At 67.3% G+C, this 23883-nt stretch carries 17 protein-coding genes and 1 pseudogene; 14 read left to right on the top strand and 4 right to left on the bottom strand.

Going from position 1 to position 23883, the window contains the following annotated elements; all coding sequences use genetic code 11:
* The first annotated feature begins 14 nt into the window (after positions 1 to 14).
* The 6 genes from V6M89_RS02920 to V6M89_RS02895 all read left to right on the top strand — a co-directional run bounded on the left by V6M89_RS02920 (position 15) and on the right by V6M89_RS02895 (position 7398).
* Positions 15 to 3146: an efflux RND transporter permease subunit gene (locus V6M89_RS02920; RefSeq protein ID WP_332851744.1), complete on the top strand. Its 3132-nt coding sequence runs from the start codon at positions 15 to 17 to the stop codon at positions 3144 to 3146.
* Positions 3146 to 4537 carry an efflux transporter outer membrane subunit gene (locus V6M89_RS02915; RefSeq protein WP_332851897.1) on the top strand — a complete coding sequence of 464 codons (1392 nt, stop codon included), beginning with the start codon at positions 3146 to 3148 and terminating at the stop codon, positions 4535 to 4537. The genes V6M89_RS02920 and V6M89_RS02915 overlap by 1 nt, the downstream gene beginning before the upstream one ends.
* Positions 4538 to 4616: 79 nt before the next feature.
* A complete protein-coding gene (locus tag V6M89_RS02910; protein WP_332851743.1) occupies positions 4617 to 5129 on the top strand; it encodes a flavodoxin family protein in 513 nt (170 codons plus the stop codon).
* A 28-nt stretch (positions 5130 to 5157) separates the two neighbouring features.
* Positions 5158 to 5634 carry a pyridoxamine 5'-phosphate oxidase family protein gene (locus V6M89_RS02905; protein ID WP_332851742.1) on the top strand — a complete coding sequence of 159 codons (477 nt, stop codon included), beginning with the start codon at positions 5158 to 5160 and terminating at the stop codon, positions 5632 to 5634.
* Between the two features lie 66 nt (positions 5635 to 5700).
* Positions 5701 to 6543 (top strand): universal stress protein, encoded by an 843-nt coding sequence (locus tag V6M89_RS02900; protein ID WP_332851741.1) that lies wholly within the window; start codon positions 5701 to 5703, stop codon positions 6541 to 6543.
* Between the two features lie 9 nt (positions 6544 to 6552).
* Positions 6553 to 7398 carry a universal stress protein gene (locus tag V6M89_RS02895; protein WP_332851740.1) on the top strand — a complete coding sequence of 282 codons (846 nt, stop codon included), beginning with the start codon at positions 6553 to 6555 and terminating at the stop codon, positions 7396 to 7398.
* 40 nt (positions 7399 to 7438) lie between these two features.
* Here the strand turns inward: V6M89_RS02895 and V6M89_RS02890 are convergent, their stop codons facing one another.
* Positions 7439 to 9181 carry a PHA/PHB synthase family protein gene (locus V6M89_RS02890; RefSeq protein WP_442881944.1) on the bottom strand — a complete coding sequence of 581 codons (1743 nt, stop codon included), beginning with the start codon at positions 9179 to 9181 and terminating at the stop codon, positions 7439 to 7441.
* Between the two features lie 128 nt (positions 9182 to 9309).
* Between V6M89_RS02890 and V6M89_RS02885 the strand changes: the two genes are divergently transcribed.
* From V6M89_RS02885 to V6M89_RS02865, 5 genes and pseudogenes are all read left to right on the top strand, one after another.
* Entirely contained in the window at positions 9310 to 10713 is a 1404-nt protein-coding gene (locus V6M89_RS02885; protein ID WP_332851739.1) for a bifunctional enoyl-CoA hydratase/phosphate acetyltransferase, read from the top strand.
* 145 nt (positions 10714 to 10858) lie between these two features.
* Complete coding sequence (locus V6M89_RS02880) at positions 10859 to 12397, top strand: efflux transporter outer membrane subunit (protein ID WP_332851738.1); 1539 nt, start codon at positions 10859 to 10861, stop codon at positions 12395 to 12397.
* The gene (locus V6M89_RS02875; protein WP_332851737.1) at positions 12394 to 13467 is read left to right on the top strand and encodes an HlyD family secretion protein; all 1074 of its coding nucleotides are present in this window, start codon (positions 12394 to 12396) and stop codon (positions 13465 to 13467) included. Before V6M89_RS02880 ends, V6M89_RS02875 begins: the two co-directional genes overlap by 4 nt.
* Positions 13464 to 16199 (top strand): ribosome-associated ATPase/putative transporter RbbA, encoded by a 2736-nt coding sequence (rbbA, locus tag V6M89_RS02870; RefSeq protein ID WP_332851736.1) that lies wholly within the window; start codon positions 13464 to 13466, stop codon positions 16197 to 16199. Before V6M89_RS02875 ends, rbbA begins: the two co-directional genes overlap by 4 nt.
* Positions 16200 to 16201: 2 nt before the next feature.
* A pseudogene (locus tag V6M89_RS02865) lies at positions 16202 to 17342 on the top strand (ABC transporter permease).
* A 6-nt stretch (positions 17343 to 17348) separates the two neighbouring features.
* Here the strand turns inward: V6M89_RS02865 and V6M89_RS02860 are convergent.
* Positions 17349 to 18278 (bottom strand): Gfo/Idh/MocA family protein, encoded by a 930-nt coding sequence (locus V6M89_RS02860; protein ID WP_332851735.1) that lies wholly within the window; start codon positions 18276 to 18278, stop codon positions 17349 to 17351.
* 167 nt (positions 18279 to 18445) lie between these two features.
* Between V6M89_RS02860 and V6M89_RS02855 the strand changes: the two genes are divergently transcribed.
* A complete protein-coding gene (locus V6M89_RS02855; protein ID WP_332851734.1) occupies positions 18446 to 19555 on the top strand; it encodes an acyl-CoA dehydrogenase in 1110 nt (369 codons plus the stop codon).
* A 9-nt stretch (positions 19556 to 19564) separates the two neighbouring features.
* Positions 19565 to 20653, top strand: a complete 1089-nt coding sequence (locus V6M89_RS02850; RefSeq protein ID WP_332851733.1) for a serine hydrolase domain-containing protein — start codon at positions 19565 to 19567, stop codon at positions 20651 to 20653.
* A 20-nt stretch (positions 20654 to 20673) separates the two neighbouring features.
* Here V6M89_RS02850 and V6M89_RS02845 read toward each other — a convergent pair whose 3' ends face one another.
* Together V6M89_RS02845 and V6M89_RS02840 are read right to left on the bottom strand one after the other, a co-directional pair.
* On the bottom strand, positions 20674 to 21645 hold the full coding sequence (locus V6M89_RS02845) for a YncE family protein (protein ID WP_332851732.1): 972 nt from the start codon (positions 21643 to 21645) through the stop codon (positions 20674 to 20676).
* 57 nt (positions 21646 to 21702) lie between these two features.
* Complete coding sequence (locus tag V6M89_RS02840; protein WP_332851731.1) at positions 21703 to 22869, bottom strand: 4-hydroxybenzoate 3-monooxygenase; 1167 nt, start codon at positions 22867 to 22869, stop codon at positions 21703 to 21705.
* Positions 22870 to 22994: 125 nt separating this feature from the next.
* Here V6M89_RS02840 and V6M89_RS02835 point away from each other — a divergent pair, with 125 nt between their 5' ends.
* On the top strand, positions 22995 to 23876 hold the full coding sequence (locus tag V6M89_RS02835) for a helix-turn-helix domain-containing protein (protein WP_332851730.1): 882 nt from the start codon (positions 22995 to 22997) through the stop codon (positions 23874 to 23876).
* Positions 23877 to 23883 lie beyond the last annotated feature (7 nt).

Raw genomic sequence — 23883 nt, 5'->3', positions numbered from 1 at the left:
GCAAGGATTAAGTCATGCCTCAATTTTTCATCGACCGCCCCATCTTCGGCTGGGTGATCGCCATCTTCATCGTCCTGTTCGGACTGATCGCCATCCCGCAATTGCCGGTTGAGCGTTATCCGTCGGTGGCGCCGCCCAGCGTCAGCATCAGCGCCAGCTATCCCGGCGCCACGCCGCAGACCATGAACGACGCCGTGGTCAGCCTGATCGAACGAGAACTCTCCAGCGTCAAGAACCTGCTGTACTTCGAATCGTCGGCCGATACTTCCGGCTCGGCGCAGATCACCGCCACCTTCAAGCCCGGCACCAACCCGGAGCTGGCGCAGGTGGACGTGCAAAACCGCCTCAAATCGGTCGAGCCGCGCCTGCCGCAGGCGGTGCGCCAAAACGGCCTGTCGGTCGAATCGGCCGGTTCCGGCTTCCTGATGATCGTCGGCCTGAGCGCCAGCAACGGCAAATACGACGAGATCGACCTGAGCGACTACATGGCCCGCAACGTCGTCGAGGAACTGCGCCGCATCCCCGGCGTCGGCCGCGTGCAGCTGTTCGGCGCCGAGAAAGCCATGCGCATCTGGGTTGATCCCAACAAGCTGGTTTCCTACAAGCTGACCATGGGCGACCTGAGCACGGCCGTCGCCCAGCAGAACGCCCAGATCGCACCGGGCCGCATCGGCGATACGCCCACCCTGCCCGGCCAGCGCGTATCGATCCCGCTGACCGTGCAAGGCCAGCTGCAAACGCCGGAACAGTTCGCCGCCATCGTATTGCGCGCCAACCTGGACGGCTCCAAGGTCGTCATGGGCGACGTCGCCCGCGTCGAGCTGGGCGCGCAGAATTACGCCAGCGCCACGCGTGAGAACGGCCGCGCCGCCACCGGCGCCGCCGTGCAGCTGTCGCCCGGCGCCAACGCGGTCAAGACGGCGCAGGCTGTGCGCGAACGCATGCAAGAACTGAGCAAGACCCTGCCGGCCGGCATCAGCTACTCGGTGCCTTTCGATACCGCGCCGTTCGTCAAGATCTCCATTGAAAAGGTGGTGCATACGCTGCTGGAAGCGATGGTGCTGGTGTTCCTGGTCATGTACCTGTTCCTGCAAAAGATACGCTACACGCTGATCCCGGCCATTGTCGCGCCGATCGCGCTGCTGGGCACGTTTGCCGTCATGCTGTTGCTGGGGTTCTCGGTCAACGTGCTGACCATGTTCGGCATGGTGCTGGCGATCGGCATCATCGTCGACGATGCCATCGTGGTGGTCGAGAACGTCGAGCGCCTGATGGCGACCGAAGGCTTGTCGCCCAAGGCCGCCACCTCGAAGGCGATGCGCGAAATCACCGGCGCCGTCATCGGCATCACACTGGTGCTGACGGCGGTGTTCATCCCGATGGCGCTGGCCAGTGGTTCGGTGGGCGCCATCTATCGCCAGTTCACGCTGTCGATGGCGGTCTCCATCCTGTTCTCCGCCTTCCTGGCGCTGACGCTGACGCCGGCCCTGTGCGCCACCCTGCTCAAACCGGTCGATCCGCTGCATCACGAGAAGACCGGCTTCTTCGGCTGGTTCAACCGCAAGTTCGACCGCATGAACGCCCGCTATGAAAGCGGCGTGGCGCGCATCGTCAAGCGTTCGGGCCGCGTGATGCTGGTGTTCGCCGTGCTGGTCGGCCTGCTGGCCTTCGGCTTCCGCCTGCTGCCGGCATCCTTCCTGCCGGAGGAAGACCAGGGCTATTTCATCACCTCGATCCAGCTGCCGTCCGATGCCAGCACCGAACGCACGCTCGACATCGTCAAGAAATTCGAGGATCACCTGGTGACGCGCAACGGCATCAGCAACAACCAGTCGATACTCGGCTGGAGCTTCACCGGCAGCGGCCCGAACGCGGCCATCGCCTTCACCATGCTGAAGGACTGGGACAAACGCGACGGCGCCACCGTGCAGCACGAGGTGGAACTGGCCCAGGCGGCCATGTCGCAGACCAACGAGGGCATGGTGATGAGCGTGATGCCGCCTGCCATCGACGATCTCGGCAACTCGTCGGGCTTCTCGCTGCGCCTGCAGGACCGCGCCAACCAAGGCGATGCGGCGCTGAAGGCGGCGCAGAACAAGCTGCTGGAACTGGCTTCGCACAGCAAGCTGGTCGCGGGTGCCTATCCCGAGGGCCTGCCGAACGGCGCCAGCATCCAGCTCGATATCGACCGCCAGAAAGCGGAAGCGCTGGGCGTGGCCTTCACCAGCATCAGCGAAACGCTGTCGGCCGCGATGGGCTCGCAGTATGTGAACGACTTCCCCAACCACGGCCGCATGCAGCAGGTGATCATCCAGGCCGACGCCGGCGCCCGCATGCAGCTGGACGACGTGCTGCGCCTGCACGTGCGCAACGCGGCCGGCGGCATGGTGCGCCTGAGCGAAGTGGTCACGCCGCAGTGGCGCGACACGCCGCTGCAGATGGTGCGCTACCAGGGCTATCCGTCGGCGCGCATCGGCGGCAGCGCCGCGCCCGGTGCGTCCAGCGGCGAGGCCATGGCGGAGATGGAACGGCTGGCCAAGCAGCTGCCGCCCGGCTATGCGGTCGCATGGACCGGCATCTCGCTGCAGGAGAAGCAGTCCGCCGCGCAGGCGCCGATGCTGATGGCGCTGTCGATGCTGGTAGTGTTCCTGGTGCTGGCGGCGCTGTACGAGAGCTGGTCGATACCGCTGTCGGTGATGCTGGTGGTGCCGCTGGGCCTGATCGGCTGCGTGGCCGCCGTGCTGATACGCGGCTTGCCGAATGACGTGTTCTTCAAGGTCGGCATGATCACGGTGATCGGCCTGTCCGCCAAGAACGCCATCCTGATCATCGAGTTCGCCAAGCAGATGCACCAGGACGGCAAGGGCCTGCTGGAGTCGGCCATCGAAGCGGCGCGCTTGCGCCTGCGCCCCATCCTGATGACGTCGCTGGCCTTCGCGCTGGGCGTGCTGCCGCTGATGCTGGCTGGCGGCGCCAGCTCGGAGACGCAACACGCGATCGGTACCGGCGTGTTCGGCGGCATGGTCACCGCGACCATCCTGGCGATCTTCTTTGTGCCGGTGTTTTATGTGTTTGTACTAGGTCTCGTTGAACGGTTCGGCGCCAAGCGCCAGCCGGCGGCGAGCATCGCAGTGAAGGAAGCATGATGAGCAATATCCACATCCCGGCGGCGCTAAGCCTGGCGCTGTTGCTGGGCGCCTGTTCGCTGACGCCGGTCCTGGAAAAGCCGGTGGCGCCGGTGCCGAGCAGTTTTGGCGCCACCGCTGGCGTAGGCGCCAGCGGCGCCGACCTTGGCTGGCAATCGATGTTCGGCGATCCGCGCCTGCAGGCCCTGATCGATCTGGCGCTGAAAAACAACCGCGACCTGCGGCTGGCCCTGCTCAACGTGCAGTCCGTGCGCGCGCAGTTCGATATCCAGGACAGCACCCGCCTGCCGACGGTGAACGCCAACGCCGGCCTGGTGAAGCAGCGCAGCGCCGCCAACGGCGCGGTCGCCGCATCGGTGGACAGCCAGAAGTCCGCCGGCATCGGCATCAGCGCGTTCGAGCTCGACTTGTTCGGCCGCGTGGCCGCGCTGTCCGAGGCGGCATTTGCGCGTTACGTCGCCAGCGACGAGAGCCGTCGCGCCGCGCAGATCGCGCTGGTCGGCGCCGTCGCGGATGCCTACTTCACCCAACGCCTGGCGGAAGAACAGCTGCAACTGACCGAGCACACCCTGGCCGACTGGCAGCGCTCGCTGGAACTGGCCCAGCAACTGAAGGCCGCCCGCCAGCGCAGCGGCCTCGACGTCGCAGAAGCGGAAGGCCAGGTCGCCACCGCGCAGGCGGACCGCGAGGCGCGCCTGCGCGCCGTGGCGCTGGCCGGCAATGCGCTGGACCTGCTGACCGGTGTCCACGCGGCGGGAGGCCTGCCATCCGGCATCGCGCTGGACCGGCAGCCGGTGCTGGTGCAACTGCCGGCAGGCCTGCCGTCCGAGTTGCTGACGCGCCGTCCCGACATCCGCCAGGCCGAGCAGGCACTGGTGGCCGCCAACGCCGACATCGGCGCCGCCAAGGCCGCGTTCTTCCCGCAGATCTCGCTGACGGCGAATCTGGGTTTTGCGAGCCTGTCGCTGTCCGGCATGTTCGACAGCAGCCAGCGGACCTGGTCGTTCGCGCCGCAGATCACGCAGCCGCTGTTCAACCACGGCAAGCTGCGCTCTGAACTGCGGCTGGCCGAACTGCGCAAGTCCGCCGCCGTGGTGGAGTACGAAAAGGCCGTGCAAACCGCCTTCCGCGAAGTGGCGGATGGACTGGCCGGGCGCGCCACCTACGGTCGCCAGATCGAGGCGCAGACCCGCGTGGTCGGCAGCGCCGAGCGGCGCCTGGCCTTGTCCCGGCTGCGCTACGACGCCGGCCAAGACAGCCGCCTGGCGCTGCTGGACGCGCAGCGCCTGCTGTACGCCAGCCAGCAAACCCTGCTGGAACTGCGGCGCAACGAGTTCGGCAACGCGGTGGCGCTGTACAAGGCGCTGGGCGGCGGCCTGAACGCGAGCTAAGGCCATCGGCGGCGGAACTGTGGCGTGGCCAGGGAGTCTAACTGTCTAGCCTCGCCACCGTGCCGCGCAAGGAGCCGCCATGAAACTAGTTCTGATCGTGTACTACTCCCGAACCGAAGTCACCGCCAAGGTGGCCACTGCGCTGGCCCGGGCTTGCGGCGCGGATCTGGAACGGATACAAGACCTGCGTCCGCGCACAGGCATCTCGGGTTTTCTGCGCTCGGCATGGCAAGCTTTGCGCGGCACCGCCGTCGACATCGCCCCGGCCATGCGCAACCCGGCCGACTATGCCTTCGTCATCCTGGGCACGCCGGTTTGGGCCGGACGCATGAGCGCCCCCATGCGCAGCTACATTCTGCAACAGCGCCCCCATTTCCGCCGCATCGGCCTGTTCTGCACCATGGGCGGCAGCGGCGGCCGGGATGTGCTGAGTGCGATGGCCGATCTGTGCAACAAACTGCCGGTCGCCAGCATGTGCCTGCGCCAGAAGGACGTGCTGGCGGACGACTATCGCGTCGCGCTCACCAGCTTTGCCGATGAACTGACCGTGCTGCAGTCCGCGACGCCTGTGGCGGTGGCAAAGCCATCCTGATCCATCGTTCACGGCACCGGAAAATCTCATGCAAGCACTGGACCGCACCCACCGCCAGTTCATCCTCAACCTGCTCGCCGCCACGCATGACATGACGCTGGCCACGGTGCGGCCGGACGGTTTTCCGCAAGCCACCGTCATCAGCTTCGTCAACGATGGCCTGACGCTGTATGCAGGCATCGGCCTCGACAGCCAGAAGGCGCACAACATCCGCCAGAACGACAAGGTGTCCGCCACCATCACGCCGCCGTACGCGGACTGGCGCCACATCCGCGGCCTGTCGCTGGCCGGCCATGCCGCCATCGTCGCCGGCGCCGAGGAAACGGCGCACGCGGCCGACCTGATGCTGTTCCGTTTCCCCCAGTTGCGCCAGCTGATCCCAGCCAACGGCCCCACCTGGCCGGGCGCGGTCTTCATGCGCATCGTACCGTCCGTTATTTCCGTTCTGGACTATGAGCTGGGCTTCGGGCACACGGCACTCTTTGAGGTATTGCCGGATATTTGATTCAGATCATATATTTTGCGGATACCGTTTGTTAGCCTGAGTTTTTCATCTGATCAGGAGAACGTCATGTCCTACAAAAGCATACTCGTCCATGTAGACAACTCGGACCACGCCCCGGAACGCATCGCCCTGGCTGCCCGCCTGGCCAGCCAGCAGGACGCGCACCTGATCGGCGCGGCCACCACCGGCATCGCCGGGGAACTCCTCCGCACCAGCGCCATGATGTATGCCGGCATGGTGCCGCAGGAGCAGCTTGATGAACTAGTCAGCAACGCCGAGCAGGCGTTGGCCAAATTTGAAACCCAGGCCAGCGCTGCCGACGTGCGCTACGAGCGCCGCATCAGCGACGACGATCCCCAGGACGGGCTGGTGCTCCAGGCCCGTTATGCCGACCTGGTGGTGCTCAGCCAGTGCGAGCCGGGCGAAGAAGGCCTGCTGATGGGACCCGGCCTGGCCGCCCACCTGGCGCTGAACGGTGGCCGGCCGGTGCTGGTGGTGCCGTACGCCGGCACCTACCCGCACATGGACCGCCACGCACTGGTCGCCTGGGATGGCAGCCGTTCCGCCACCCGCGCCGTCACCGACGCGCTGCCCCTGCTGCGCCGCAGCGCCCGCGTGACACTGGCGGTATTCGATGCGGCACACCAGTACGGCGTGCATGGCGCCGAACCGGGCGCCGATATCGCGCTGTTCCTGGCCCGCCACGGCGTCAAGGTCGAAGTGTCGCAGCAGCCCAAGCCGGAAGGCGCCAGCATAGGCGAAGCACTGTTGTCGCTGTCGGCCGATCTCGGCGCCGACCTGCTGGTGATGGGCGCCTACGGCCACATGCGCTGGCGCGAAACCGTGCTGGGCGGAGTCACCCGCACGCTGCTGGCGTCGATGACGCTGCCTGTACTGATGTCGCATTGAGGCCCGACGATGAGCTATAAAACCATCGTCGTGCACTGCGACCAGTCGCCGCACGCGGCCGGCCGCTACGCGCTGGCGTCCAGGGTCGCCCTGGCCACCGGCGCCCACCTGACCGGGGTCGCGCTGACCGGTATTTCGCGCTATGCGGAATGGAACGACAGCCTTGGCGCCTGGCCGCTGCCGCCGCACGTGCTCGACCACCTGCGCCATCAAGCCGCCGCCGCGCTGGCCAACTTCGAACGCGAGGTGGCGGGCGCGGGCGTCAAGCTGTGGTCCAGCAACTTGTACGAGGACGACGCCGAAAGCGGCCTGCTGCTGCACGCCCGCTATGCCGACCTGCTGGTGCTGAGCCAGACCGATCCCGGCGAGATCCAGTTTGGCGTCAGCCGCCCGCTGCCGCCGGAACTGCTGCTGCAAGGCGGCCGCCCGTTGCTGCTGGCGCCGGCCTCGACCAGCGCCGGCAGTGCAGCCGATGCGATCCGCCATCCGCTGCTGGCCTGGGACGGCAGCGCGCAGGCGGCGCGCGCCTTCAGCGACGCCCTGCCCTTGCTGCGCCTGGCCCAACGCGTCACGCTGCTGGTGCTCAATGCTGACCGCGACCCGGCCCGTCACGGCAAGGAGCCGGGCGCCGACATGGCGCTGTTCCTGTCTCGCCACGGCGTGCAGGTGGACGTCATGCGCGAGTTCACCACGGTGGAAATCGGCTCGGCCCTGTTGTGCGCCGCGGCCGAACGGGGCTGCGACTTGCTGGTGATGGGCGGCTACGGCCACCACCGCCTGCATGAAACCCTGCTGGGCGGCGCCACCCGCAGCATATTGCGCGAGATGACGCTGCCGGTGCTGATCTCGCACTAAGACTGAGGCAGCGCCGCATCCGCGCTGCCTTAGTGCTGCCTTAGTGCTGCAGCACGAAGCTGCCTGGCGCCGGACCCAGTACCCGGCCCAGGCCCATCGCCGGCGGCGCCTCACGCTGCCGGCTTGCATGGCGCACCAGCCATTGCTGCCAGTGCGGCCACCATGAACCTTCGGTGCGCTCGGCGCTGTTCAGCCATTCGTCAGGACTGCTGTAGCCCGCCGCCGTATTGGCGGGGTGGCTGCGGTAGCTGCGGTTGGCGTGGCCGGGCTCGGAGACGATGCCGGCGTTGTGGCCGCCGGAGGCCAGCACGAAATCAATCGCCGCGCCGCTCAGCAGATGGATCTTGTAGACCGACCGCCATGGCGACACATGGTCGCGCTCGGTCCCGACGACAAACATCGGCGTGCGGATGTCGGACAGCGCGATCGGCTTGCCCTGCGCCAGATAGCGCCCCTCGGCCAGGTCGTTGTGCAGGAACAGTCCGTGCAGGTACTCGCTGTGCATGCGGAACGGCAAGCGCGTGCTGTCGGCGTTCCAGGACATCAGGTCGTTCGGCGCGGTGCGCTCCCCCATCAGGTACTCGCGCATCATGCGCGACCACACCAGGTCGCGCGCATGCAGCAGCTGGAAGGACGCGGCCATCTGGTCGCCGTCCAGATAACCCTGGTCCCACATCAGCGCATCGAGAAAAGCCAGTTCGCTGTCGTCGATGAACAGTCCCAGCTCGCCCGGTTCGCTGAAATCGGTCTGCGCCGCCAGCAGCGAGATCGAGGCCAGCTTGCCGCGCTGGCTGTGCTCGCCCGAATCGATGGCGGCGGCGGCGATCGCCAGCAGCGTGCCGCCCAGGCAATAACCCACCGCGTGCACCGGCGCGCCGCCGCCCAGCTGGTCGGCCTGCTCCAGCGCGGCAAACACGCCGTGTTGCAGGTAATCGTCCATGCCCATGTCACGGTCGTGCCGGTCGGGATTGCGCCAGGACAACATCAACACCGTATGGCCCTGTTGCACCAGGTAACGCACCAGCGAATTATGGGGCGACAGGTCGAGGATGTAGTACTTCATGATCCACGACGGCACGATCAGCACCGGCTCGCGGTAGACCTGCTCGGTCTGCGGCGTGTATTGGATCAGTTCGATCAACTCGTTGCTGAAGATGACATGGCCCGGCGTGACCGCCACGTCCTGTCCCGGCACGTAGCTCGGCCCGGTCGGTTCCGGCACCGCCATGTCGGGCGGCGCCAGGTGGCGGCACAGGTCCCTGCGCCAGTTGAGCGCGCCGTCGATCAGGCTGCGCCCCCCGCTGGCGGCCGCAGCCTGCAGCACTTCGGGATTGGTCCAGAGAAAATTCGACGGCGAGTACATGTCCAGCAACTGGCGCGCGGTGAACGCCACCACCTGCGCATGATGCGGCGCCACGCCGCGCACGCCGGTGGTGGCCGCGCGCCAAAACTGCTCGGCTTGCTTGAAGCTGTTCACATACTGTGAAAACGGCCATTGACGCCAGGCAAAATTATCGAAGCGCTTGTCTTCGCCGGTGGCGGGCGCGCCCGTCGCGGCCAGCGCGCCCAGGCATTGGGCCGCCAGCTCGCTGCGCTTGCCCGGCGAGACGGCCAGGTGCTGCCACCAGTCCTGGAACGCCAGCGACATCGCGATCGGCGACACGCCGCCGGTCAGCCGCGCCACCTGGCTTTGCAGGTACAGGTCAAGCGCATTGCCGTCCTCCCTGACCGGCGGCGTCGACGCCGCCGTGGCCGGAACTAATTTCAACTGTGCAGTATTCACATGCCCTCCTGGATTGACGATGCACAGATTATGGTTGGGGGGCGTCCCGGAAGTATTTGATGTGGATCAAATACTTCCCCGACCGCGCTCACTAGACTGCCCTGCATCACCCACCATATCCGCCTGCCATGAACGAACCCGACGACATCATTGAAAACATCACCTACGACGAATTGCGTGTAGGCCAGAGCGCGCGCCTGAGCCGAACGCTCAGCAAGGACGACATCGCCGCCTTCGCGGCCGTCTCCGGCGACGTCAATCCCGCCCACGTCGATCCGGAGTACGCCGGCCACACCCTGTTCCACGGCGTGATCGCGCACGGCATGTGGGGCGCGGCGCTGATCTCGCGCCTGCTGGGCACCTGCCTGCCCGGCCCCGGCACCATCTACCTGGCGCAGACGCTGCAGTTCCTCAAGCCGGTGCGCATCGGCGACGAGTTGCGCATCACGGCCACCGTGACGGCCATGGAGCCGGTCAAGAAACACGTGCTGCTCGATTGCGAGATCAAGAACCAGACCGGCGCCGTGGTGCTGACCGGCGTCGCCACGGTGATCGCACCGAGCGAAAAGGTGCGCCGTCCACGCATCCATTTACCTTCGCTGAACCTGTCCCAGGTGCACGCCAATTATGCCAGCCTGATGGAGGCCGCGGCGCCACTGACACCGGTGCGCTGCGCCGTGGTCCATCCCTGCGACGAAGCCTCCCTGCGCGGCGCCCTCGACGCCGCCAAGCACGGCCTGATCGTGCCGGTGCTGGTCGGCCCGCAGGCGCGCCTGCGGGCGCTGGCCGAGGGCGCCGACCTGCCGCTAGCCGGCGTCGAGCTGGTCGATGTGCCGCACAGCCATGCGGCAGCCGCACGCGCCGCTGCCATGGCCGCCGCCGGCGAAGTGGAAATGTTGATGAAAGGCAGTCTGCACACCGACGAACTGATGGCCGCCGTGCTGGCCATACCGGGGCTGCGCACCGCGCGGCGCCTGTCGCACGTGTTCCGGGTCGAAGTGCCGCTGTACGACAAGGTGCTGCTGATCTCGGACGGCGCGCTCAACATCCAGCCCACGCTGGCGGACAAGGTCGACATCGTACAAAACGCCATCGAACTGGCGCATGCGCTGGGCACGGCCGAACCCAAGGTCGCCATCCTGTCTGCAGTGGAAACGGTGACGCCGAAAATCCCGTCCACGCTGGACGCGGCGGCCCTGTGCAAGATGGCCGAACGCGGCCAGATCAGCGGCGCCCTGCTGGACGGCCCGCTGGCCTTCGACAACGCCATCTCGCCGATGGCCGCGCGCGCCAAGGGCATCGTCTCGCAGGTGGCCGGCCACGCCGACATCCTGATCGCGCCCGACCTGGAGGCCGGCAACCTGCTGGCCAAGCAATTGGAGTACCTGGCCGGCGCCGCCGTCTGCGGCGTGGTGCTGGGGGCGGCCGTGCCGATCGCCTTGACCAGCCGCGCCGACGACGCCGCCGCCCGCACCGCCTCGGCGGCGCTGGCGCTGATGCTGGCCCATCGCTACCGCCAGCAGCGGCCGTAAGCGCCCCATGGACGGCGGCCCCCGCTTGCCGCCGTCCATTTGTTGATTTTTGATCTACATCAATTACACGCGCTTGACTGTCGCCGTACACTGCATCCGCCGCTTGACTGTCGGCATCACCCAGCACCGTTCAAGGAGTTTCACTATGTTCCAGCCTGCGCTGTTCGCCAGGCCGCGCACCGCCATGACCGCGGCCGCGCTCGCCGCCGCAATGCTGCTGCCAGGCTGCGGCTCGATGGCGCCGCAGTATGTGCGGCCCCCGCTGCCGGTGGCTGCCGGCTATGCCGCTCCCGCTGCCAGCGCCACCGCCGCAACGCCGACCGCCGCGCTGCCCGAGTGGCGCGCCTATTTTGCCGCGCCGGCGCTGCAGGCGCTGATCGACGAAGCGCTGGCGCAGAACCGCGACCTGCGCATCGCCGCGCTGCGGGTTGAACAGGTGCGCGCCGCGTACGGCATCGAACGCGCGGCCCGCCTGCCGCTGCTGGCGGCCCAGGCGAGCGGCCAACGCCAGCAGGTTCCGGCCGACCTCAGCCTGACCCGCCACGAGATGATCACCAGCCAGTACCAGGCCGGGATCGGCGTGAGCGCCTGGGAGATCGACCTGTGGGGCCGCCTGGCCAGCCTGCGCGACGCCGCCCTGCAAGACTACCTGGCCAGCGACGCCGCGCGCCGGGCCATCACCATGGCCTTGATCACCCATGTGGCCGAGGGCTATTTCGACCTGCGCGAAATCGACCAGCGCATCGCGCTGGCACGGCGCACGCTGGCCACCCGGCAGGAAAGCTACCGCATCTACTCGCGCCGGGTGGCGGTGGGTTCCACTTCGCGCCTGAACCTGACGCAGGTCGAAACCCTGCTGTTGCAGGCGCAGGCGCTCACCAGCCAGCTGGAGCAGGAACGCGAGCGCAAGCGCCACGCGCTGCAACTGCTGGTCGGCAGCGCCACCGCGTTGACGGCGCTGGACGCTGCAGGCCAGGCAACCGGTTCGGCCGCAAACCCGGTCGCAAGCCGCGCCGCCGGCGTGGATGTCGGCTTGGCCGATGCGCTGCCCGCACTTGCCCCCGGCCTGCCGTCCGCGCTGCTGGAGCGGCGCGCCGACATCGTCGCCGCCGAGCACCAGCTGCAGTCAGCCAACGCCAGCATCGGCGCGGCGCGCGCCGCCTTCTTCCCGCAGGTCAGCCTGACCGCCGCGCTGGGCACCGCCAGCGCCGAGCTGGACGGCCTGTTCGCCAGCGGCAGCCGCTCGTGGACCTTCGCCCCCAGCATCACGCTGCCGCTGTTCGACGGCGACCGCCGGCGCCAGAACCTGAGCCTGGCCGAAGCGCGCCGCGACAGCGCCATCGCCAACTACGAGAAAACCATCCAGGGCGCCTTCCGCGACGTCGCCGACGCGCTGTCGGCCCAGGCCTGGCTGAGCCAGCAATTGGCCATCGCCGAACGCGCGCTGCAGGTGCAGCGCGAACGCGCCCGCCTGTCGCAGCTGCGCTACGACAGCGGCGCCGCCGCCTTCCTCGACGTGCTCGACGCCCAGCGCGACCTGCTCAGCGCCGAACAACAATTGATCCAGCTGCGCCGCGCCCTGCTGGGCGCCGGCATAGCCCTGTACAGCGCGCTCGGCGGCGATCCCGTCGTCGCCGCGCCGCCGCTGGCCGCCATCTCCCACCTGCCCCACTCCCGCCCATGACTCCTGACCTGACACGCAAACTCGGCGCCGCCGCCGTCGCCCTGGCCCTGCTGGCCGGCGCAGCCTACGCCTGGCAGCGCATGCATCCCACCGGCCCCGGCCCCGAATTCGCCAGCGGCAACGGCCGCATCGAGGCGACCGAAATCGACGTCGCCGCCAAGCTGGCGGGACGGCTGCAGGACATCGCCGTCAACGAAGGCGACTTCGTGGCCGCCGGCCAGGTGCTGGCCCACATGCAGGCGACCTCGCTGCAAGCCCAGCGCGACGAAGCCGTGGCACGCCAGGCGCAAGCGCAAACCGCAGTCGCCAGCGCCGACGCCATGATCGCCGTGCGCCAGAGCGACTACCAGGCCGCGCAAGCGCTGGTGGTGCAGCGCGAAAGCGAACTCGACGCCGCACAGCGCCGCCTCAAGCGCTCCGAGACGCTGGTGCTGGAAGGCGCCTCGTCCGAGCAGGAAGTGGACGACGACCGCAGCCGCGTGCGTTCCGTCAGCGCCGTGATCCGCGCCGCCCAGGCCCAGGCCGAAGCGGCCCGCAGCGCCATCGACGCCGCCCGCACCCAGGCCGGCGGCGCCCGCGCCTCGGTCACAGCCGCCCAGGCCACGGTCGACCGCATCGACGTCGACCTGGCCGACAGCGCGCTGACCGCGCCGCGCGCCGGCCGGGTGCAGTACCGCATCGCGCAACCCGGCGAAGTGCTGGGCAGCGGCGGCAAGGTGCTCAACCTGGTCGACCTGGCCGACGTCTACATGACCTTCTTCGTGCCCGAGCAGGCGGCCGGCAAGCTGGCGCTGGGCGCGCCGGTGCGCGTGGTGCTCGACGCCGCGCCGCAGTACGTGCTGCCGGCGCGCGTGTCCTTCGTCGCCAGTACCGCGCAGTTCACCCCCAAGACGGTGGAAACGGCCAGCGAACGCCAGAAGCTGATGTTCCGCGTCAAGGCCCAGATCGATCCGGCGCTGCTGCGAAAGCATGTGAAACTGGTCAAGACCGGCCTGCCCGGCGTGGCCTGGGTGCAGCTTGACGCCAGGACGCCGTGGCCGGCCGAGCTGGAAATCAAGGTGCCGCAATGAGCGACACCGCAGCGGCCGGCGTCGCCGGCCTGCGCGGCGTCACATTGCAATACGGCGCCACCCGCGCGCTGCGCGCCATCGACCTCGACCTGCCGGCCGGCTGCATGATAGGTCTGATCGGCCCCGACGGCGTCGGCAAATCCAGCCTGCTGTCGCTGGTGGCCGGCGCCCGCGCCGTGCAGCAAGGCAGCGTGACGGTGCTGGGCGGCGACATGCGCGGCAAGCGCCACCGCGACGCCGTCTGCCCGCGCATCGCCTACATGCCGCAGGGCCTGGGCCGCAACCTGTATCCCACCTTGTCGGTGGAAGAGAACCTGCAATTCTTCGGCCGCCTGTTCGGCCACGACGCCGCCAGCCGCCGCCGTCGCATCGACCAGCTGACCGCCGGCACCGGCCTGGCGCCCTTCCTGCAACGGCCGGCCGGCAAGCTGTCCGGCGGCATGAAGCAGAAGCTGGGCCTGTGCTGCGCGCTGATCCACGACCCCGACCTGCTGATCCTGGACGAACCAACCACCGGCGTCGACCCGCTGTCGCGCGCGCAGTTCTGGGACTTGATCGCCCGTATCCGCCGCCAGCGCCCGGCCATGAGCGTGGTGGTGGCCACCGCCTACATGGAAGAAGCCGACCGCTTCGACTGGCTGGTGGCGATGGACGACGGCCAGGTGCTGGCCACCGGCACGCCGCAGGAACTGCGCGCGCGCACCGCCACGGCGACGCTGGAACAAGCCTTCATCGCGCTGCTGCCGGACGAAAAGCGCGGCGACCATCGGGCGGTGACGGTGCCGCCGTTCCAGCCGGCCGAGGACAGCGACAGCATCGCCATCGAAGCGCAGGGCCTGACGATGGTGTTCGGCGACTTCACTGCGGTCGATCATGTGGACTTCCGCATCCGCCGCGGCGAGATCTTCGGCTTCCTCGGTTCCAACGGCTGCGGCAAGTCGACCACGATGAAAATGCTGACCGGCCTGCTGCCCGCCACCGAGGGCAGCGCCCTGCTGTTCGGGCGCGCGGTCGACGCCAACGACATGGCGACCCGCCGCCGCGTCGGCTACATGTCGCAGGCGTTCTCGCTGTACGGCGAGCTGACGGTGCACCAGAACCTGGTGCTGCACGCGCGCATGTTCAGCGTGCCGGAGGCCGAGATCGCCGGCCGCGTGGCAGACATGGCGCAGCGCTTCGGCCTGGCCGGCGCGCTCGACACGCTGCCGGAACAGCTGCCGCTGGGCGTGCGCCAGCGCCTGTCGCTGGCGGTGGCGATGGTGCACAAGCCGGAACTGCTGATCCTCGACGAACCGACCTCCGGCGTAGACCCGGTCGCGCGCGACCTGTTCTGGCGCCTGATGATCGACCTGGCACGCAACGACCAGGTCACCATCTTCATCTCGACCCACTTCATGAACGAGGCCGAGCGCTGCGACCGCATCTCGCTGATGCACGCCGGCCGCGTGCTGGTCAGCGCCGCGCCGGCGGAGCTGCCGGCCATGCGCGGCGTGGCCACGCTGGAACAGGCTTTCATCTCCTACCTGGAAGAAGCGGCCGGCAATGCCGCGCCGCCTGCCGAGGCGCCGGCGCCTCCCGCAGTGGCCGCCGCACCGCGCGCCGGCTGGCGCCGCAGCCTGCAACGCGCCTACAGCTACACGCTGCGCGAGACACTGGAACTGCGCCGCGATCCGGTGCGCGCCACGCTCGCGCTGCTGGGCACGGCCATCCTGATGTTCATCATCGGCTACGGCATCAACATGGACGTCGAGAATCTGTCCTACGCTGTGCTGGACCGCGACCAGAGCGGCCTGAGTCAAAACTACGCGCTCAACCTGTCCGGCTCGCGCTACTTCATCGAGCGCGCGCCGCTGGCCGACTACGACGACCTGGACCGCCGCATGCGCAGCGGCGAACTGGCGCTGGCGATCGAGATCCCGCCCGGCTTCGGCCGCGACCTGCAACGCGGCGCCCCGGTGACGGTCGGCGCCTGGGTCGACGGCGCCATGCCGATGCGGGCCGAGACCACGCGCGGCTATGTGCAGGCCATGCACATGGGCTGGCTGGCCGACCTGGCGCAGCACCGGCTGGGCATGAAGCTGGCCGGCGCCGGCACGCTGGAGACGCGCTACCGCTACAACCCCGACGTCAAGAGCCTGCCGGCCATGATCCCGGCCGTGATCCCGATGCTGCTGATGATGATCCCGGCGATGCTGAGCGCGCTGTCGGTGGTGCGCGAGAAAGAGCTGGGCTCCATCCTCAACCTGTACGTGACGCCGGTAACGCGGCTGGAATTCTTGCTCGGCAAGCAGGTGCCCTACGTCGCGCTGGGCATGCTGAATTTCGCGCTGCTGACCGTGCTGGCGGCCACCGTGTTCGGCGTGCCGGTCAAAGGCAGCCTGCTGGCGCTGACCCTGGCCGCGCTGGTGTACGTGATCTGCGCCACCGGCCTGGGCCTGCTGGTGTCGACCTTCACCCGCAGCCAGATCGCCGCGCTGTTCGTGACCATGATAGGCACCATCATCCCCTGCGTGCAGTTTGCGGGGCTGCTCAATCCGGTGTCCGGCCTGAGCGGCATCGGCGCGCTGATCGGCCGCATCTACCCGGCCACCCATTTCCTGACCATCAGCCGCGGCGTGTTCAGCAAGGCGCTGGGCCTGGGCGAGCTGGGCGGCTCATTCTGGCCGCTGCTGCTGGCGGTGCCGGTGATCCTGACCTTGTCGGCGCTGCTGCTGGACAAACAGGAGCGATGAGCATGCGCATTCCCCTCCATACGCGCGTGGCGCACATCTACCGGCTGGGCATCAAGGAGCTGTGGAGCCTGCTGCGCGACCCGGCCATGCTGGTGCTGATCGTCTACACCTTCTCGCTGTCGATCTACGTGGCCGCCACGGCGATGCCGGAAAGCCTGCACAACGCCGCCATCGCCATCGTCGACCTGGATGGCTCACCCTTGTCGGCGCGGATCGCCGCCGGTTTCTATCCGCCGCACTTCCGCACGCCGTCGCTGGTGAGCGCCGACCAGGCGGACGCCGGCCTGGACAGCGGCAACTACACCTTCGTGCTGGCCATCCCGCCCGACTACCAGTCGTGACACGCTGGCCGGCCGCGCGCCGGCGATCCAACTCAACATCGACGCCACGCGCATGAGCCAGGCCTTCACCGGCAACGGCTATATCCAGCAGATCGTCGGCGCCGAGGTGGGCGATTTCCTGCGCCGCCAGCAGGAAGCCGTCGCGCCGCCGGTCGCGCTGGACCTGCGCATGCGCTTCAATCCCAACCTGGAGCAGTCGTGGTTTGGCTCGCTGATGGAGATCATCAACAACGTCACCATGCTGTCCATCATCCTGACCGGTGCCGCATTGATACGCGAGCGCGAACACGGCACCATCGAGCACCTGCTGGTGATGCCGGTGACGCCGATGGAGATCATGCTGGCCAAGGTGTGGTCGATGGGGACAGTGGTGGTGCTGGCGGCTTTGGCGTCGCTGGTGTTCATCGTGCAGGGCGCGCTGCACGTGCCGATCACCGGTTCGATAGCGCTGTTCGTGCTGGTGACGGCGCTGCACCTGTTCGCCACCACTTCGATGGGGATCTTCCTCGCCACGCTGGCGCGCAGCATGCCGCAATTTGGCATGCTGCTGGTGCTGGTGCTGCTGCCGCTGCAAATGCTGTCGGGCGGCTCGACGCCGCGCGAGAGCATGCCGGTGCTGGTGCAGGACATCATGCTGGCGGCGCCGACCACCCACTTCGTGGCGGCCGCCCAGGCCATCCTGTACCGGGGCGCCGGTTTCAGCGTGATCTGGCCGCAGATGCTAGCGCTGGTGGCGATCGGCGCGCTACTGTTTGCACTGTCGCTGCGCCGCTTCCGCAAGACCATCGGGCAGATGGCCTGAGCGGCGTCAGTCGTGGAAGGCGTCGACCACCTTGCGTTGGCCGAGCATGAAGGCGTCCGCCACATGGCGCAGCGGCGCCACGTCGACGTCGGCGCGGCCTTCCTTGACCAGACCGGCAAAGCGGCGGTACAGCGACGGATACTCGGCTTCCTTGTCGAGCGGCTGTTCGACGCCGTGCACCCACAGGCGCGCGCCGCCGTCGCTCAGTTTCAGCTCGCCATCCGCAGTCTGGACCACGATGTCCCAGCTTTGCTTGCCGGTCTGGCGCCAGTCGAACACGGCGTGCACCGGCACCCCGGCGCCATCCTGGAAATGCAGCTCGGCGGCGATGGGCGCGTCGCGGTTTTCGGGGAATTCCAGCGTGGCGCGGTTCAGGAAGATCAGCGACGGCAGGATCTCGGTGACGATGGACAGCGCATTGATGCCCGGATCGAACACCCCCAAACCGCCGGCCTGCCATATCCACTCCTGGTTCGGGTGCCATTGACGTACGTCTTCCTTCCAGGTGACCTGCATGCCGGTCGGCGCGTGGGCGGCCAGGTAAGCCTTGGCCGGCTGCACCGCCGGCGCGTAGCGCGAGTGCCAGCTGGTGAACAGGGTCAGGCCCCTGGCGGCGGCCAGCGCCTCCAGGTCGGCCACTTCGGACAGGGTCGCACCCGGCGGCTTTTCCAGGAATACGTGCTTGCCGGCGGCCAGCGCCACGCGGGCGGCCTGGTAACGGTACTGCGGCGGCATGCACAGCGACACGGCGTCGATCCCAGGCACGGCCGCCAGCATCTCCTCGATGGACTTGAAACCGGGCAGGCCGTCGACGGTGTTGTGCCGGCTGGCCGAGGCCACCAGCTGGAAATCCGCGTTGGCCGCGATGGCGGGCAGGTGCTGGTCGTGGACGATCTTGCCGACGCCTACGATCGCGAGTTTGATTGCTGACATCATCTGTCTTTCATAAAGTGGGTGCTTGTGCACCACCATGCTACGACGAACGATGCCCGCTTCACCAATCATTTTTATCGCTGCAAACATACCGAAATGGCATGGGAGCCTACTGAAACCGGCCCAATAGTGCGAAAATACTCGGATTTGCCACCGTCCAAAGATTACGCATGCCCCTGCCCGCCGTCTCTCCCCTCCTCGCGCGCGACGCCCGCCGTATCGAACGCTATGCGGCCATGGCCGATACCGCCCGTTTCCTACACCCGATCCAGCAAGCCTTGCTGCACCGGCGCGGCTGGCTCAGGATGCTGGCTCCGCGCGCCAGCGGCGGCGCCGAGCTGCCTTTGCCGCAAGCGGTGCGACTGGAGGAAGCGGTTGCCGCCGTCGACGGCAGCATGGGCTGGGTGCTGACGCTGTGCGCGGGCGCGGGATGGTTCGCCGGCTTCCTGCCGCCGGCGCTGGCGCGCGACATCATCGGCAGCAAACGGGTTTGCCTCGGCGGCAGCGGCGCGCCGACCGGCTACGCCGACCAGGACGGCGATGGGGAAGCCGCAGGGTTCCGCATCACCGGCCGCTGGGACTACGCCAGCGGCGCGCCGATCGCCACGCATTTCACCTTGAACGCGGTGCTGCGCGCCGACGGCCAGCCGCTGCTGGACGAACAAGGCGCGCCGCGCATCCGCGCTTTCCTGGTGCCGGCGGAGCAAGTGCAGATAGTGCCCTCCTGGGGCAGCATCGGCATGCGCGCCAGCGCCTCGCACAGCTACCGCATCGACGGCGCGTGGGTGGGCAAGGAGCACGGCTTCACGATCAGCCCAGCCACCGCCACGGCAGATGGCCCGCTGTATCGTTTTCCGTTTTATTCACTGGCTTTCGTCACGCTGGCGGCCAACGTGGCCGGCATGGCGAGCCATTTCATGCAGTTGGCGCGGCCGTGCATGAGCCGCCGCCGGCACGCCCTCAAGAACCTGCCGCTGCTGGAGGTCCCCGAAGTCGCGGTCCTGTTGCGCGATAAGGAAGCAACCCATGCCGCCGCCCGCGCGAACTTCTACGACGTGCTGGATCGCAGCTGGGCGCTGGTGGAAAGCGGCACGCCACTCACTGCGGACGATATGGAGGCTGTGCAAGCCAGTTCTTTGGCGCTGGTCGCGGCCTCGCGAGCGGCGGTCGATGAACTGTATCCTTATTGCGGCCTGTACGCCGCCCATGAAGACAGCGCCATCAACCGCGTCTGGCGCGACTTCCACACCGCCAGCCAGCATTCGCTGCTGCTGCCGTAAAAATACGCCATGAAATCGCCAACGTCGGCCTCCGGATTCGCCTTGTTGTTGTCGGTCCTGTGCGCGCCGGCTTCCAGCGCCACGCCAGGCGCACACTGGAGTGCCGTGTCCGAACCAAGCGCTGCATGCCGCGCCGGCCTCGCCGAGGCGCATGACTACTTGAAGACGCTGCCCAGCACCTCGATGCTGGCGGTACGCGACGGCCAGGTCCTGACCAGCTACGGCCCTGTGGATCAAGCCAACCAGGTATATTCGATACGCAAAAGCGTACTGGCCATGATGTACGGCCCCTTCATCGCCGATGGCACGATCTCGCTGAGCCGCAGCCTGGCGTCGCTGGACATCGACGATGTCGGCGGCCTGCTGCCGCTGGAGCGCACGGCCACGGTGGGCGATCTGCTGGCGGCGCGCTCCGGCGTCTATCACGCGCCATCCAATCCCGGTGACGATGCCGATGCGGCGCCACCGCGCGGCTCGCAAACACCGGGCGCCTACTTCTTGTACAACAACTGGGATTTCAATGTCGCCGGCACCGTGTACGAACAGCTGACGCGGCGTGATATCTACCAAAGCTTCGAAGACGAACTGGCAAAGCCGCTGCAAATGGAGGACTTCCGTCTGTCGCAGCAGCACCGCAACGGCGATCCGACCCGTTCGCACCATCTGGCCTACCACTTCCACCTGTCCACCCGCGACATGGCGCGCCTTGGACAACTGATGCTGCAACAGGGAAGCTGGAACGGCCGGCAGCTGCTGCCCGCCGACTGGATCACCCGTATCACCACGCCGGTGACGCGAGCCACCGACATGCATCCGCCATCGACCGCGCGGCGCGGGCTCGATTACGGACTGTTATGGTGGATACCGGCCATGCCGGCGGGATCGCCGCTGGAGGGCGCCTACATGGCTTGGGGTTACTACGGCCAGTACATCCTGGTCATCCCACGACAGCACATGGTGATCAGTCACCAGCGCGTGGTGGTAGCCGCGCAGGCAAATACGGCGCGCAAGGTCAGCCCGGCCGAGTTCCTGCGATTTGCCGAGCAGCTGGCACGGGCGCCCTGCTCGCCCGCGCGCGTCGAGCCAGCAGAAAAATAGCAGGCGCGCGGCCCGTTTGCTCAGGGTGTGGCCACGATGACCGTGAAGTGTTTGTCTGCCACGGTCGGCAGATACAGGCTGCCGCTCTCATGGTCCATGGCCATGGTGCGCGCGCCCTTCTCGGTGCGCAGGATCGTTGCCCTGGCATAGTGATCGGCGTCGTCCTGATGGATGACGCTGAGGGTACCATCACCATTAGAGGAGAACACCGTGGCGCTGGCGGCGTCAAACACCACCGCATCGGAATGTTGGCCGATGGCGGCGCGCGCCACAACCTTGCCGTTGCTGGCGTCGGTGATTGCCAGCACGCCGTTCTGGCAAGCCGAGAACAGGCGCTGGTGCGCTGCGTCGAGTGCAAGGCCGGTCGGCTCCTCGCAGCCGTTCAACGCCCAGCGCGCGACTTGACGGTCACCAGCGATGTCGATCACCGCGATCTCGCTCTTGTCCTCGATGTTGACGTAGATGCGATTACCGTCGGTGACCGCGAATTCAGGCTTGCCGCCGACAGCGATGGTCGCTTTCAGCGCCATCGTGACAGCGTCGAACACCGAGACATTGTTGGTCTTTCCATTGAAGGCGTAAAGCTTGCCGCTGCCTTCATCAAACAGGATGGCATCGGGATTGGCGCCCGACACCTTCACTTCCTGGCGGATTTGCAGCGTCGCCAGATCGAAAACAACGATGCTGTTACCGCCGCCACTACTGGCAAAACCCAGGTTGAGCTTCTGCGCGAATGCCACGCCGTGCGCGCTCTGCAAGCCGCCGATCTGGCCGGCCACTTTGCCCGACGGCAGATCGAGCACCTGCACCCGATCGCCGCGCGTCATGAACAGGCGATGGCGCACAGGATCGACTTCAAGATAGTCCCAACGGCCTGCCTGGTCCAGCGTCCAAGTCTGCCGTACGCCGTATTCGGCCGCGTGGACAGCCGGCTGGGTTGCAGCCAGCAGCAGGCCAAGTGACAACAGCGCGCTCGATATTGTAGTTTTCATTGCATTATGCCCAAGTCAGTGAGAACCCAGGCATTTTCGCACGAATGGTGAGGCCTCTCAGAATGCGCCGACGTAGTTCTCCGCCAGCGCCGTCGCCATCGCCCGCGAGCTGACCACGCATTCCAGTTCGGCGCGCTGAACCTCGCGCTGGAACGGCGTGGCGTCGGCAAAGGTGTGCAACAGGCTGGTCATCCACCACGAGAAGTATTCGGCGCGCCAGACGCGCTTCAGCGCCGCCTCCGTGTAGCCATGCAGCCGCTCCTCGCTGCCCTGGCGATAGAACTGCTCCAGTCCCTGCGCCAACAACGCCACGTCCGACACGGCCAGGTTCATGCCCTTGGCGCCGGTCGGCGGCACAATGTGCGCCGCGTCGCCGGCCAGGAACAGACGGCCCGACTGCATCGGTGTCGACACGAAGCTGCGCATGCCGATGATATTTTTCTGGAAGATGCGGCCTTCGTTGACACGCCAACCATCGTTGTTCTCCAGCCGTGCGTGCAACTCGGCCCAGATGCGGTCATCCGACCAGTTGTCGACATGGTCGGCCGGATCGCACTGGAAGTACAGCCGCTGCACGGTCGGCGTTCGGGTGCTGACCAGCGCGAAGCCGCGCTCATGGCGCGCATAAATCAGTTCATCCGACGATGGCGCCGACTCCACCAGCACGCCAAACCATCCAAAGCCGTAGTCGCGCTTGAAGTCCTGCCGCCCTGCCCCCGGCATCGCCGGCCGCGTCACGCCGTGATAGCCGTCGCAACCGATGACGAAATCCGCCTCGATGCTGACCGCCTCGCCACGATGGATGAAGCCCACCGACGGCGTGGCGGTGTCGACGCCATGCAGCTCCACGCCGCTGACTTCGAACAGCAACTGCCCCTGCGCCGCCAGCCGCGCCGCCACCAGGTCCTTGATCACTTCATGCTGCGGGTAGACGGTGATCGCCTTGCCTGTCAATTCGGTCAGGTCGATCCGGTGGCGCTGGCCGCCGAACGCCAGCTCTATGCCGTGGTGCAGCGCACCCTCGGCCTGCATGCGGGCGCCGACGCCGGCGTTGTTGAGAATGTCCATGGTGCCCTGTTCCAGCACACCGGCGCGGATAGTGGCCTCGATCTCGGCCTGGCTGCGCGATTCCAGCACGATCGATTCGATGCCGTTCAAATGCAGCAGATGGGATAGCAGCAGGCCCGCTGGGCCGGCGCCGATGATGGCTACCTGGGTACGCATGATGTCTCCGTTATGGTGTTAGTGTGCTGCCATCGTAGCGCCGGCCCGTTGCAAAAAAAATGGATGAAACTTCCTAAAACTTGTACTATTTCGACACTCCATTCTTTTGAACGGCACGCCCCTCCATGCCTCGCACCGCCCGTCCAGCACTACCCGACGTCCCGCAGTTTGGCCTGTACGGCGAGCAATCACGGGGAGATAACGCCGAATTCGTGCACATCGAGTTGATCGAAACGCGCAGCCGGGTGCACCACTGGCATATCGAAAAGCACACGCATAGCGGACTGTTTCAGGTACTTTTCCTCTACGGCGGCGAGGTCCGCGCCAGCGTCGATGGCGCCGTCTGGGAATGCCGCGCGCCGACCGTCATCACCCTCCACCCGTCGGTGGTGCACGGCTTCGACTTCTCGGCGGAGGCGCACGGCTATGTGCTGACGGTGGATCAGAACGTGATGTATGCGGGCCACGGCGATCTGTATTCCTCGCTGTTCGTGGAACCGCTGGCGATCGACCTGGCCGGCCAGCCGGAACTGCACGCGCGCCTGGAATCGCTGCTGCAAAACCTGTTGACGGAGGCGGCCTGGCCGCAGTACGGCCATACGCTGATGCTGGAGTGGCTGGCGCGCAGCGCCTTGCTGCTGCTGGTGCGCCTGCACGCGGAACGCCGCCTGGCAGACCAGTCGGGCCGCAGCGATTTTGAGTTGTTCAGCCGCTTTCGCGCGGAAGTGGAACGGCGCTACAAGGAGCAATGGCAGGTCGGCCAATATGCCGAAGCGCTGCGGGCCACGCCGACGCGGCTCAATCGCCTGTGCCTCAAGCTATCCGGCAAATCGGCGTTCGACATCACCCAGGACCGGCTGATGCTGGAAGCCTGCCGCAAGCTGACCTATCTTCCGGCCAGCATCGCCAGCATCGCCTACGAGCTGGGATTCCAGGACCCGGCCTACTTCAGCCGCCTGTTCAAGAAGCGCATGGGCCTGACGCCGAAGGCTTTCCGGGGCGGCTGAAGCGCAC

It is taken from the genome of Duganella sp. S19_KUP01_CR8 (genome assembly GCF_036688705.1).
Taxonomy (GTDB): Bacteria; Pseudomonadota; Gammaproteobacteria; order Burkholderiales; family Burkholderiaceae_D; genus Rugamonas.
The sequence above is the reverse complement of the archived record's forward strand: the minus strand, read 5'-3'. Positions and strand labels throughout refer to the sequence as shown.

Excerpts from the sequence above, each read along its gene's own strand:
- V6M89_RS02920 (WP_332851744.1), top strand. The coding sequence starts at position 15 with ATGCCTCAATTTTTCATCGACCGCCCCATCTTCGGCTGGGTGATCGCC.
- V6M89_RS02915 (WP_332851897.1), top strand. The coding sequence starts at position 3,146 with ATGAGCAATATCCACATCCCGGCGGCGCTAAGCCTGGCGCTGTTGCTG.
- V6M89_RS02910 (WP_332851743.1), top strand. The coding sequence starts at position 4,617 with ATGAAACTAGTTCTGATCGTGTACTACTCCCGAACCGAAGTCACCGCC.
- V6M89_RS02905 (WP_332851742.1), top strand. The coding sequence starts at position 5,158 with ATGCAAGCACTGGACCGCACCCACCGCCAGTTCATCCTCAACCTGCTC.
- V6M89_RS02900 (WP_332851741.1), top strand. The coding sequence starts at position 5,701 with ATGTCCTACAAAAGCATACTCGTCCATGTAGACAACTCGGACCACGCC.
- V6M89_RS02895 (WP_332851740.1), top strand. The coding sequence starts at position 6,553 with ATGAGCTATAAAACCATCGTCGTGCACTGCGACCAGTCGCCGCACGCG.
- V6M89_RS02885 (WP_332851739.1), top strand. The coding sequence starts at position 9,310 with ATGAACGAACCCGACGACATCATTGAAAACATCACCTACGACGAATTG.
- V6M89_RS02880 (WP_332851738.1), top strand. The coding sequence starts at position 10,859 with ATGTTCCAGCCTGCGCTGTTCGCCAGGCCGCGCACCGCCATGACCGCG.
- V6M89_RS02875 (WP_332851737.1), top strand. The coding sequence starts at position 12,394 with ATGACTCCTGACCTGACACGCAAACTCGGCGCCGCCGCCGTCGCCCTG.
- rbbA (WP_332851736.1), top strand. The coding sequence starts at position 13,464 with ATGAGCGACACCGCAGCGGCCGGCGTCGCCGGCCTGCGCGGCGTCACA.
- V6M89_RS02860 (WP_332851735.1), bottom strand. The coding sequence starts at position 18,278 with ATGATGTCAGCAATCAAACTCGCGATCGTAGGCGTCGGCAAGATCGTC.
- V6M89_RS02855 (WP_332851734.1), top strand. The coding sequence starts at position 18,446 with ATGCCCCTGCCCGCCGTCTCTCCCCTCCTCGCGCGCGACGCCCGCCGT.
- V6M89_RS02850 (WP_332851733.1), top strand. The coding sequence starts at position 19,565 with ATGAAATCGCCAACGTCGGCCTCCGGATTCGCCTTGTTGTTGTCGGTC.
- V6M89_RS02845 (WP_332851732.1), bottom strand. The coding sequence starts at position 21,645 with ATGAAAACTACAATATCGAGCGCGCTGTTGTCACTTGGCCTGCTGCTG.
- V6M89_RS02840 (WP_332851731.1), bottom strand. The coding sequence starts at position 22,869 with ATGCGTACCCAGGTAGCCATCATCGGCGCCGGCCCAGCGGGCCTGCTG.
- V6M89_RS02835 (WP_332851730.1), top strand. The coding sequence starts at position 22,995 with ATGCCTCGCACCGCCCGTCCAGCACTACCCGACGTCCCGCAGTTTGGC.